This window comes from Nonomuraea sp. 3N208, assembly GCF_052245935.1.
GTDB lineage: Bacteria > Actinomycetota > Actinomycetes > Streptosporangiales > Streptosporangiaceae > Nonomuraea.
This window is the reverse complement of the sequence record NZ_JBQQBR010000025.1, coordinates 176,618-187,337: the sequence shown is the minus strand read 5'-3', so window position 1 is coordinate 187,337 and position 10,720 is coordinate 176,618. Positions and strand designations below refer to the sequence as shown.

The following is a 10,720-nucleotide window of genomic DNA, read 5'->3' as shown; positions in this document are numbered from 1 at the left end:
CATCGATCTCGCGTACACGAACCCGTTCAGCCACACCCAGAAGTCTGAAACGATCACGCCGACCGAGAGGAGACCTCGATCGGCGTGTCGTCACAAAAAGGGCAAACGTGACCGGCTACGGCACTAGCTGTGTGCGTGGCGCCGGTGCCAGTGAATTTCGTCGCCCCGTCAGGCGGCCTGGCCCGTGGGCATGATGGTGACCTGCTGCAGGTTGGCGCGCGGCGGCAGCGCGGCGAGGAAGCCGACCGTCTGGGCGACGTCCTGCGGGGTGAGCCACTCCATCGACTGCCTGGCACCCGCCAGCCACTCCTGCGCGCCCGGGTCGGTGACGTGCTCCTGCAGCTCGGTGCCGACGATGCCGGGCTCGATCGCCGACACGCGCACGTTCTTCCCGCCGAGCTCTGCTCGCAGGTGCCGGGACAGGTGCGTGACGTACGCCTTGGTGCCGGAGTAGACGGCGAAAGCCGGGAAGATGTTCTGCGCGGCGATGGAGGAGACATTGACCAGGTCGGCCACGCCACGCTCGGCCGCGGCCTCGACCAGGTGCGGGACGAACGCGGCGATCGCGTTCATCACGCCGGTGACGTTCAGGTCGATCTGGCGCTGCCACTGGTCGGTGGCGAGCTCCTCGATCGGCGCGGGCAGCATCACCCCGGCGTTGTTGAGCAGCAGGTCGGCCACGCCGAGCTCGGAGCGCACCCGGTCGGCGGCGGCCCGGAGGGCGGCCGCGTCGGTCACGTCGGCGGCCAGGGCCAGGGCGGTGCCGCCGTTCTTCTCGATGCGGGCCACCAGGTCGTTCAGCCGGTCGGCGCGCCGCGCCAGGACCGCCACCTTGGCGCCCAGCGCGGCCAGGTGCTCCGCCGTGGCCTCGCCGATGCCGCTGGAGGCGCCGGTGATCACTGCGACACGACCGGAGAGCGTTGCGTTGGACATCGTGTCCTCGTCTTTCATCAGTTAGTGGGTAAGTGCGGCGGTTCGCCCGCCGCCTCTTCAGCACACCACCGGGCGCGCTCGCCGTGAGGGCGTAAACGGACCCTGTCGAGGCAGGTACCGGCAGGGCCACCCTGGCGGTACCGGTCCATCCAGGCTGCGGGCAGACTGGAGGCATGGGAAGCAGCTCCGGGATCTCCGATTTCCTGCGCTCGCGTCGCGCCCGCCTGACTCCCGACGAGGCCGGCCTGCCTACTGACGGGCGGATCAGGCGGGTCCCGGGACTGCGGCGCGACGAGGTCGCCCGCATGGCCGGCGTGAGCGTCGAGTACTACACGCGGTTGGAGCAGGGCCGCGCCGCCAACCCCTCACCCGAGGTCCTCGACAACCTGGCCCGCGCCCTGCACCTGGACGCCACCGAGCGCGAGCACCTGATTGACCTGCTCCACCGGCCGACCCCCGCGCGGCGTGCGCCTGCGCCGGCGCAGCGCGTGCGGCCGGGGCTGCACCTGATGCTAGAGACCCTCCAGCACGTGCCCGCCTTCGTGCTCGGCCGCCGTACCGACGTGCTGGCCGCCAACCGGCTGGCCCGTATGGTGATCACCGACTTCGAGGCCATGCCCGCGCCCCAGCGCAACATGGCCCGCTACTATCTGCTGGACCCGGAGGCCCGCGAGCGGGTGGGTGACTGGGAGCAGGTGGCCGCCGAGACCGTGGCCGTCCTCCGGCTGGAGGCGGGCCGCTATCCGGACGATCGCCGGCTGAGCGATCTGGTGGGCGAGCTGATGGTGCGCTCGCCGGAGTTCCCCGCCTGGTGGAACGATCATCGGGTGCTGCGCCGGACGCACGGCGTGAAGCGCTACCACCACCCGGACGTGGGCGAGCTCGTCTTCTCCTACGAGTCGCTCCAGCCGCCCGGCGATCCGGACCAGACCTTGTGCGTCTACAACGTCGAGCCCGGCTCGCCGACCGCCGAGTCGCTCCGGCTCCTGGCCGACTGGACCGCTCCCCAGCCGGCGCGCCCGCTCACCCCTGGCCGCTGAAGCGCACCGGCATCTGCTTGATGCCGTTGATGAAGTCCGAGCGCATCCGCCGGACCGGACCGGTGTGCTCGGCCGCGGGGAATCGGCGCAGCAGCTCCCTGATCATGCAGCGGATCTGCATCCTGGCCAGGCCGGCGCCCAGGCAGAAGTGCGGCCCGCCGCCGCCGAACGTCACGTGGTCGTTCGGACTGCGCCGGATGTCCAGGACATGCGGATCTGCGAAGACGTCCTCGTCGTGGTTGGCCGAGACGTAGAAGGTGACCACCTTCTCCCCCGCGGCGATCGGCTGTCCGTGCAACTCGGTGTCCTCGGTCGCGGTACGCCGGAAGTTGTGGATCGAGGAGCCCCAGCGCAGGAACTCCTCGGTGGCCGTGCGCCAGAGCTCCTCGTCCTCGATGCCCGCGGCCAGCTCCCGGTAGCTGTCAGGGTGGGCGATCAGGGCGTTCATGGCGTGGGCGATGAGGTTGCGGGTGGTCTCGTTCCCGGCCACGAACAAGATCACGAAGAACATGCCGATCTCGTCCCTCGTCAGCCGGTCGCCGTCCACCTCGGCCTGCACCAGCGCGGTCAGGATGTCGTCGCGCGGGTGCGCGCGCCGCTCCTCGACGAGCTCGTCACAGTACGCGAACGCCTCCGCTGAGGCGATCTCGCCGTCCTCCGGCGTGGTGCGGAAGTCCGGGTCCTGGAAGCCGACCATGCGGTTGGACCAGTCGAAGATCCGGGCGTGGTCCTGCTCGGGCACGCCGACCAGGTCGCAAATCATCTGCAGCGGCAGGTACTGGGCCACGTCGCCGACGAACTCCACCTCACCGCCCTTGTCCAGCACGCCGTCGGCGATCTTCTCGGCGCGCCGCTGGATCTTCCCCTTCAGCTGGGCGATCATCCTCGGCGTGAAGCCGGCGCTGACCAGTTTCCGGTAGCGGGTCTGCTTGGGCGGGTCCATGTTGAGCAGGGTCAGGCTCGCCAGGGCGATGAACTCGGGCGTCTGCGTACGGATGAACGCGGTGCCGAGCTCCGTGGACCACGTGTGCGCGTCCCGGCTGATCGCCTTGACGTCCTGGTATCTCGTGACGGCCCAGAACCCGGTGTCGCCCGGCACTTCGTGCCAGTGGACCGGGGCGTGCCGCCGCAGGTAGGCGAACTGCTCGTGCGGGACCTCGCGTTCCCAGGTGTCTTCCAGCAGGTCGATCTGCATCTGGCCCTCCTTCTGCGACCTGTTACGGCAGCCCGAGCAGGTCGCGTAGGTTCTCCACCACGGCGCGGGCCTCGACCGCCGGCGGGTCGAGGCGGTGCTGCACCGCGCAGCCGATGAGCATCGCCAGCACGCCGGCGGCGGTCTGCTCCGGTGAGCGGCGCAGCGGCGCCCCTGCGACCGCGGCCCAGTCGGACAGCCCTTCGGCGAGCCGGGCGCGGACGTCGGCGTACCGCCTGGCCAGGGGCTCGCCGATGGCGGGGTCGCGGGCGCCGTGCAACCACAGCTCCATCTCCAGCAGGAGCCACGGCGCGCTGCGATCGCGGGTGAGCACGCCGAACATGGCGGCCAGCCGCTCGTCGAGCCCGCTGACCTCCTCGAACCCGGCAAGCAGTTCGGCCGCGGCCTGCTCCTTCCACACCTCCAGCAGGGCCAGCAGCAGCCCTTCCTTGCCGCCGAAGTGGTCGTACAGCGCGCCGGTGGTGCGATCGGCGGCGCCGGCCACCGCCTCGGTGGAAACGGCGTGGAAACCCTTGCGGGCGAACAGGTCGGCGGCCGCGTCGATCAGCCGCGCCCGCGTCTCGGCCCGCCGCTGGTCTTGAGTACGTCCCACTGGGGGTCTCCGTGTGTAGATCGCCCGTCTACATATATTTGCTTTCCTATATATCTTTGAACGAGCGCTTGGTCAACAGGTCGGCGCGCGCGCGTCCGGCTCACCACGGCCGGCTCTGATGCCGACCCAGCCGTTCCTCCCGGCTCGCCCTGGTGCACCATGGTGCTGACTGAACGCGAAGGAGCAGAGACGATGCCGCGCACCTGGCTGACCGACCGGTTCGGGCTTGACGTGCCGCTGGTCGGCGCCCCGATGGCGGGGGTGAGTGATGGGCGGCTGGCCGCGGCCGTCTCCGCGGCGGGCGCGCTCGGCATGTTCGGCGTGCCCGCCACGGCCTCGGCCTCCTGGATCACCGAGCAGGCCGCCGTCGCCGCCGGGAGCGGCCGGCCGTACGGGATCGGGCTGATGGCCTGGGCGCTGGAGGACAATCCCGGCCAGCTGGACGCGGTGCTCGCCGCCCGCCCCAGCATGGTCTCCGTCAGCTACGGCGACTTCGCCCGCTACGTCGAACCGCTGCGGCACGAAGGGATCGTCGTCGCGATCCAGGCGGGCACCACGGACGAGGCACGCGCGGCCGAGCAGGCCGGCGTGGACGTGGTCGTGGCCCGCGGTGGCGAGGGCGGCGGTCACGGCCGCGACGAGGTGGCCACGTTGCCCTTGCTGCAGAGCGTGCTGGCCGCGGTCGGCGTCCCGGTGCTGGCCGCGGGCGGCATCGCGACCGCGCGGGGCCTGGCCGCCGTGCTCGCGGCGGGCGCGGAGGGAGCCTGGGCCGGTACGGCGTTCCTCGGCTGCGTCGAGACGACCCTGTCCGAGCGGGCCCGGCAGCGGGTGCTCGACACCGACGAGACCGGGACCGCGTACGGCCGGGTCTTCGACGTCGCCCAGCGGCTCGCCTGGCCACCCGAATACGGCGGGCGCGCCCTGCGTAACGCCTTCTTCGACCGCTGGCACGGCCGGGAGCCGGAGCTGGCCGACGACGACGCGGCACGGGCCGAGCTCGAGGCCGCCCGCCGCGCCGGCGACTTCGACACCGCTTACATCTACGCCGGCCAGGCCGTGGGCATGGTACGCCGGCCGCGTGCGGCCGCCGACGTGGTCGCCGACTTCGCCGCCGTCGACAAGCTGCTGGGCCGCTTCAGCAGCTCGTAGAGGCTCCCGTTGGCCGGGCGAGGCCAGCCGATTCCTTTCTGCTGATCGACGAGTCGATAGGCCTGACGGAACTCCGTCCGCACCATCCACGATCAGGAGAAACAGTGCTGCTCGAAAGAAGAATGCTGTGGTCTACGGTTGCTGCACGCCGCTTGTGATTCCCGCGGATCGAGGCCCAGGCGGACGGCCTGGCCGTTCACCGTGAAGGCTGTCTCTGCCTCCGAGGTCACAGGCGCCGCGCTAATGCGGACCGGAAAAGTGATCCGCCTATGCCGCGATAAGTCCCGGTCAAGAATCGCCGCAGGTCAGCCGTGCCTATCCTGACCGGGAGACCTGGGTCGAAGCAGGATGGATGTCGCCATGGCCACACCTGAGAGCATGCCGGTCATCGTGATCGACACCGACGGCACCGTGATCGGCTGGACGCCGGCCGCGGAGCGGCTTCTCGGCTACCGCGCCGCCGAGATCCTCAACCGTTCCGGCGCGCTGCTTCTCATGCCGGAGCGCGCGGCGTCCTGGGACGCGATGTACGGCGGCCAGGAGCGCTGGTCCGGATTCGCTGAGGCCCGCCACCGCGACGGCGCCAGGATCCTCGTGTACGTCGAGGGCTCGCGGCTGATCATGCCGGACGAGAAGGCCGCCTGGCTCGTCGCGGTGACGCCGGCGGCCGCGGGAGCCTTGGGACGTGCGTGCTCCTGGCTGGAGCCGCTGCTCACCCGTAGCCCGGTGGCCGTGGCGATCTGGGACCGCGACCTGCGCTGCGTGTGGCTGAACACGGCGGCGCAGCGCCTGAGCACGGTCTTCCCCCACTACCAGCTCGGCCGCTCGCTGGCGGAGCCCCTGCCGGGGGCCGACACCGAGGCCGCGAAGGAGGCGATGCGCAAGGTGCTCACCTCCGGCGTACCGCAGCTCGATCGCGAGGCCCGCTGGTCCTCGCCCGACCAGCGCGAGGACCGTACGTTGTCCACCTCCCTCTTCCGGCTCGATGGCGTGGACGGCCGGCCGCTCGGCGTGTGCACGGTGGCCATCGACATCAGCCACAGCCGGTCGCGCGACCGGTTCGCCCTGCTCCGCGAGGCCAGCGTCCGCATCGGCAGCACGCTCGACGTCAGGAAGACCGCGCAGGAGCTGGCCGACCTGGCCGTGCCGGCGCTCGCCGACTACGTCACCGTCGATCTCGCCGAATCGGTCCTCCCGGACACCGAGCCCCTGCAGCGGCTGGCCGCCACGGAGGTGAGCATCCCCGTGTTCCGCCGCGCGGGCCTGGCCTCGGTCCACGAGGGGATGCCCGAGGCCCTCTGGCCGCTCGGGCAGGCGGTCTTCGTGCCCCCGTCGTCCCCGTTCACCGAGGTCCTGTCGTCGGGCCGCGCCCACTTCGAGCCTGTGCTGGACAGCTCGCCAGGAACCTGGCTCGACCAGGACCCGGACCGGGCCAGGATCATCCAGGGCACCGGCATGCATTCGCTGATCATCGTCCCGTTGAGGGCCCGGGGCGACATCCTCGGCGTGGCCGTGTTCGTCCGCCACGACAATCCGGAGCCGTTCACGAGAGACGACCTGGTGCTCGCGGAGGAGCTCGGCGCCCGCGCCGCGCTGAGCCTCGACAACGCACGCCAGTACACCCGCGAGCGCACCGCCGTCCTCGCGCTGCAGCGCAACCTGCTGCCGCGCAACCTGACCGGCGGCGACGCCGTCGAAGTGGTCTCGCAGTACCTGCCCGCCGGTGTGCACGACGGCGTCGGCGGCGACTGGTTCGACGCGATCCCGCTGCCTGACGGCCGGGTCGCGCTGGTCGTCGGGGACGTGACCGGGCACGGCATCAACGCCGCGGCGACCATGGGGCGCCTGCGCACTGCCATGCGTACCCTCACCTACCTGGGCCTGCCGCCCGACGAGCTCCTCGCCCACCTCGACGACCTTCTCGTGCGGCTGGCGGAGGAGGACGCCGGCCCCGACGGCTTTCCGCTCGACGCCGTGGGAGCCACTTGCGTGTACGCCGTCTACGACCCGGTCATCCGGCGCTGCACCATCGCCGGAGCCGGGCACCCGCCACCCGCGATCGTGATGCCGTCCGGCGAGGTCACCTTCCTCCGCCCGCCCAGCGGCACCCCGATCGGCGTGGGGCTCGGCTCCTACCGGTCGCTCGACCTCGAACTCGCCGAGGGCAGCCTGATCGTCTTCTACACGGACGGCCTGATCGAGACCCGCGAGGCCGACATCGAAGCCGGCATCGATCGCCTCGGCACCGCCCTGTCCCGCGCCGCCGCGCTCCCGCTGGAGAACGTCTGCGCCGCGGTCATCCGATCCATGGTGGGCGACACCGGTTCCGAGGACGACATCGCGCTCCTCGTGGCTCGCGTCCTGTGACCATTCAGCAGGCCGGTGGCGAAGCAGGATGTCGCCGGCGCGTTACCCCGAGGTCAAGTTCTGCATTCCGGAAACAAAGATCTGCCAGTAGGACATCCCCCGCCTTCCGCCAGAGCTAGGCGTGATTACTATGTGTCATAGATCGACCACTTTACGTCATGACACGGGGGGCTCGCGTGAAGGTGGCATGCGTCGGCGGCGGACCCGCCAACCTGTACTTCTCGATCCTTATGAAGCGTGTGGACCCGTCCCACGACGTCACCGTCTATGAGCGCAACCCGGCCGGGTCGACGTACGGATGGGGCGTGACCTACTGGGACGACCTGCTCGGCGATCTCCACGGCGCGGACCCCGAGTCCGCGCGCGCCATCAAAGACGGCTCGCTCCGCTGGGACAGCTGGAGCCTGCACATCCAGGACCGGGTGACCGTGACACTGGATCACGGGGACGTGAGCTTCGGCATCGGCCGGCACGACCTGCTCGGCCTCCTCGCCGAGCGGGCCCGATCCCTCGGCGTGCGCATCGAGTACGAGCGCGAGATCACCGGCGAGGAGGAGCTGGCCGACGCCGACCTCGTCGTCGCCGGCGACGGCATCAACAGCGTGTTGCGCGAGCGCCACGCCGACCACTTCGGCACCGAGGTAGCGGTCGGGCGGAATTACTACACCTGGCTCGGCACCACCAAGATCTTCGACACGTTCACCTTCGCCTTCGTCGAGACCGCGCACGGCTGGATCTGGTGCTACGGCTACGGATTCGGCGAACGCCACAGCACCTGCGTCGTCGAGTGCTTCCCCGAGACCTGGACAGGGCTCGGCCTCGACCAGGCGAACGAGGCCGACAGCCTGGCCATGCTGGAGAAGCTCTTCGCCGACATACTCGACGGGCACGAGCTGATCGGCCGGGCACAGCCGGACGGCAGCGCCCACTGGCTGAACTTCCGCACCCTGACCAACCGGAGGTGGTACCGCGGCAACCTCGTCCTGCTCGGCGACGCCGCGCACACCACGCACTACTCCATCGGCGCCGGCACCGCCCTCGCACTGGGGGACGCCGCCTTCCTGGTCGACGCGCTGCACGCGGACGAGCGACTCGACCGCGCCCTCGCCCGCTACGAGCGGCGACGCAGATCCGCGATCCGCCCCACCCAGAGAGCGGCCCGCTACAGCGCCCGGTGGTACGAGAGCCTTCCGCGCTACATCGACCTCGCACCGGCGCAGTTGTTCGCCCTGCTCGGGCGCCGGCACTCTCCGCTGCTCCCGCACGTGCCTCCGCGGCTGTACTACGGGATGGACCAGGTGGGCCTGCAGCTCATGTCGCTGGGCTCGAAGATCTTGCCGCGGCGTGGCGGCCGGCGCGATAGCCGAAGATGACCGCGGGCGCGATGGTGGAGCCGGGGCCGGGGTACGTGCGTCCCATCACCGATGCGGTGGTGTTGCCTGCGGCGTAGAGCCCGGCGATGGGCTGCCCGTCGGTGTCGAGCACGCGGGCGTCGGCGTCGGCGAGCAGGCCGCCCTTCGTACCGAGGTCGCCGGGCACCAGCTGCCCGGCGTCGGACGCGGCGGCCGCGGTGGCCAGGCCGGCCGCGCCGGTGCCGACCACCAGCACGTCGACCTCGCGGTCCCATCGCCCGCTCATTAGACCGCGGCCCAGCCGTTGTCGACGGCGAGGATGACGCCGTTGATGTTGCTGGCCGCGTCCGAGGCGAGGAACACGATGGCGGCGGCCTGTTCGTCGGCCTCGGCGAGGCGGCCGACGTTCTGCATGTACGCGCCGAGGGTTTTCGGGCCGTGCGCGGCGGGGTCGACGTCGAGGACGATGCCGGTCTTGGTGCCTCCCGGTGCGATGGCGTTGGCGCGGATGCCGGAGTTGCGGTACATGACCGCGACCGACCGGGTGAGCCCGGCCACGCCGTGCTTGGAGACGGTGTACGCGGTGCCGGCCGCGCTGCCGCGAAGGGCCGCCTCGGACGCAGTGTTGACGATCGCGCCCTTGCCCTTGGCGAGCATGTGCGGCAGCACGGCGCGGGTGAGCAGGAACGGCGCGGTCAGGTTGACCCGGATGACACGTTCCCACTCGGCGTCGGAGACGTCGGCGGCGGCCGACATCTGGTCCATGATGCCGGCGTTGTTGACCAGCACGTCCAGGCCGCCGAAGTCGTCCAGCGCGGTGGCCACGACCTCGTCGACCACCGCGGGGTCGCTCAGGTCGCCGGCCACCGCCACCGCGGTGCCGCCGGCCGCCTGGATCTCGGCCACGACCGCCTTGGCGGCGTCACCGTTGAGATCGGCCACCACCACCTTGGCGCCCTCCTGGGCGAAGCGGATGGCGGCGGCCCGCCCGATTCCCGATCCGGCGCCGGTGACGATGACGCTGCTGTCCTGCAGCCCACTGCTGCTCATGCTCTGCTCCTCGGCGGTCGTGTGGCAGGGACGACGGTCTCACCAGGGCCGCGGGCGCCCGCCGATGAGCCTGGTCAGGACCGTACGACTTTTTGGCGCTTTGCGCCATATAGTCAGAGAAAGACAATAAGTGGTAGCGTCATGTGATGTGTCCCGTGTTTCACCGGCGCTGGTCCGGGCTCGCCCGGACGGGCGAACCGGGCGTCCGCCCCTGACCGAACGGCGCAAGGCCGCGACTCGCCTGGAGATCGCCCGCGAGGCCGTCCGCCTGTTCACCACCAACGGCGTCGCCGGCACGTCCGCCGAAGAGATCGCGGCGGCGGCCGGCATCTCTGCTCGCACGTTGTGGCGTTACTTCCCCAGCAAGGAAAGCTGCGTCCTGCCCTTGCTGACCGGAGGGATCGAAGTCGCCACCCAGTGCTTGCGCTCATGGGGCCCTGACCAGGGTGTGGCAGAGCTGCTCGACGCCATGCTCCGCAGCGCCGGCGAGATCGCCACCGACCGAGCGGCACTGCTGAACCTGGTACGCCTGACCGGCAGCGAACCGGGACTACGCGCGGTGTGGCTGGAGGCGCACCGGGAGGCCGAGCCGGTGTTCGCGGCCGCGCTCGCCGAGCGTGCCGGGCTGTCCGCTCCTGACCTGGACATCAACGTGCGGGCCGCCATGTTCAACGTCGCGCTGCGGACGGCCGTGGAGCACTACGCCTCCCACACCGACCCGGCCGCTGCGGAGGAGCCGGGCCTGCTGGAGGCGACGGTCGGCCAGGCGCTGCGGACCGCCGCCCGCGGCTTCTCGCCCTGAGGTCACCGGTGCCGGTTCGCCATGCCCGCGGTGAGGATCTCGAGTTCTCGACGCCGGCACGCAGCCGCTGGATCAATTCCTCGCGGGCGGGTCCGGTGAGGTGGTCGTACAACTGGACGGCGTCGACGACGTCGTCCCCGTCGTCCCCGTCAACGCCTTCTGACCTGTTTGGGCTGGTCGGGAGCGGCATGATCGTCGCCGGAATGCGGGTGACTCCGGGCC

10 protein-coding genes are annotated in these 10,720 nt (G+C 70.9%); 5 read left to right on the top strand and 5 right to left on the bottom strand.

Going from position 1 to position 10,720, the window contains the following annotated elements; genetic code table 11:
- Nucleotides 1-168: 168 nt before the first annotated feature.
- Complete coding sequence (locus tag ACTWPT_RS34375; RefSeq protein ID WP_443181664.1) at nucleotides 169-951, bottom strand: SDR family oxidoreductase; 783 nt, start codon at nucleotides 949-951, stop codon at nucleotides 169-171.
- A gap of 155 nt (nucleotides 952-1,106) precedes the next feature.
- Here ACTWPT_RS34375 and ACTWPT_RS34370 point away from each other — a divergent pair, with 155 nt between their 5' ends.
- Entirely contained in the window at nucleotides 1,107-1,973 is an 867-nt protein-coding gene (locus tag ACTWPT_RS34370) for a helix-turn-helix domain-containing protein (protein WP_443181663.1), read from the top strand.
- Here the strand turns inward: ACTWPT_RS34370 and ACTWPT_RS34365 are convergent.
- Complete coding sequence (locus tag ACTWPT_RS34365) at nucleotides 1,957-3,168, bottom strand: cytochrome P450 (protein WP_443181662.1); 1,212 nt, start codon at nucleotides 3,166-3,168, stop codon at nucleotides 1,957-1,959. The two genes, ACTWPT_RS34370 and ACTWPT_RS34365, sit on opposite strands and share 17 nt — an antisense overlap.
- 22 nt (nucleotides 3,169-3,190) lie before the next feature.
- Nucleotides 3,191-3,778: a TetR/AcrR family transcriptional regulator gene (locus ACTWPT_RS34360; RefSeq protein ID WP_443181661.1), complete on the bottom strand. Its 588-nt coding sequence runs from the start codon at nucleotides 3,776-3,778 to the stop codon at nucleotides 3,191-3,193.
- 192 nt (nucleotides 3,779-3,970) lie between these two features.
- Between ACTWPT_RS34360 and ACTWPT_RS34355 the strand changes: the two genes are divergently transcribed.
- The 3 genes from ACTWPT_RS34355 to ACTWPT_RS34345 all read left to right on the top strand — a co-directional run bounded on the left by ACTWPT_RS34355 (nucleotide 3,971) and on the right by ACTWPT_RS34345 (nucleotide 8,667).
- Nucleotides 3,971-4,927, top strand: coding sequence for an NAD(P)H-dependent flavin oxidoreductase (locus ACTWPT_RS34355; protein ID WP_443181660.1), 957 nt, complete (start codon nucleotides 3,971-3,973; stop codon nucleotides 4,925-4,927).
- Nucleotides 4,928-5,287: 360 nt separating this feature from the next.
- Nucleotides 5,288-7,294 carry a SpoIIE family protein phosphatase gene (locus ACTWPT_RS34350; protein ID WP_443181659.1) on the top strand — a complete coding sequence of 669 codons (2,007 nt, stop codon included), beginning with the start codon at nucleotides 5,288-5,290 and terminating at the stop codon, nucleotides 7,292-7,294.
- 176 nt (nucleotides 7,295-7,470) lie between these two features.
- Nucleotides 7,471-8,667, top strand: coding sequence for an FAD-dependent monooxygenase (locus ACTWPT_RS34345; RefSeq protein ID WP_443181658.1), 1,197 nt, complete (start codon nucleotides 7,471-7,473; stop codon nucleotides 8,665-8,667).
- On the opposite strand, the gene ACTWPT_RS34340 is transcribed toward ACTWPT_RS34345, so the two are convergent.
- Both ACTWPT_RS34340 and ACTWPT_RS34335 read right to left on the bottom strand, forming a co-directional pair.
- Nucleotides 8,606-8,932: an FAD-binding protein gene (locus tag ACTWPT_RS34340; protein ID WP_443181657.1), complete on the bottom strand. Its 327-nt coding sequence runs from the start codon at nucleotides 8,930-8,932 to the stop codon at nucleotides 8,606-8,608. The genes ACTWPT_RS34345 and ACTWPT_RS34340 overlap by 62 nt on opposite strands.
- Nucleotides 8,932-9,696, bottom strand: coding sequence for an SDR family NAD(P)-dependent oxidoreductase (locus ACTWPT_RS34335; protein ID WP_443181656.1), 765 nt, complete (start codon nucleotides 9,694-9,696; stop codon nucleotides 8,932-8,934). Before ACTWPT_RS34335 ends, ACTWPT_RS34340 begins: the two co-directional genes overlap by 1 nt.
- 148 nt (nucleotides 9,697-9,844) lie before the next feature.
- Here ACTWPT_RS34335 and ACTWPT_RS34330 point away from each other — a divergent pair, with 148 nt between their 5' ends.
- Entirely contained in the window at nucleotides 9,845-10,498 is a 654-nt protein-coding gene (locus ACTWPT_RS34330) for a TetR/AcrR family transcriptional regulator (RefSeq protein ID WP_443181655.1), read from the top strand.
- Nucleotides 10,499-10,720: the final 222 nt, after the last annotated feature.

Bases quoted from the DNA above. Each gene is read 5' to 3' on its own strand.
- ACTWPT_RS34375 (WP_443181664.1), bottom strand. From the start codon at position 951: ATGAAAGACGAGGACACGATGTCCAACGCAACGCTCTCCGGTCGTGTC.
- ACTWPT_RS34370 (WP_443181663.1), top strand. From the start codon at position 1,107: ATGGGAAGCAGCTCCGGGATCTCCGATTTCCTGCGCTCGCGTCGCGCC.
- ACTWPT_RS34365 (WP_443181662.1), bottom strand. From the start codon at position 3,168: ATGCAGATCGACCTGCTGGAAGACACCTGGGAACGCGAGGTCCCGCAC.
- ACTWPT_RS34355 (WP_443181660.1), top strand. From the start codon at position 3,971: ATGCCGCGCACCTGGCTGACCGACCGGTTCGGGCTTGACGTGCCGCTG.
- ACTWPT_RS34350 (WP_443181659.1), top strand. From the start codon at position 5,288: ATGGCCACACCTGAGAGCATGCCGGTCATCGTGATCGACACCGACGGC.
- ACTWPT_RS34340 (WP_443181657.1), bottom strand. From the start codon at position 8,932: ATGAGCGGGCGATGGGACCGCGAGGTCGACGTGCTGGTGGTCGGCACC.
- ACTWPT_RS34335 (WP_443181656.1), bottom strand. From the start codon at position 9,696: ATGAGCAGCAGTGGGCTGCAGGACAGCAGCGTCATCGTCACCGGCGCC.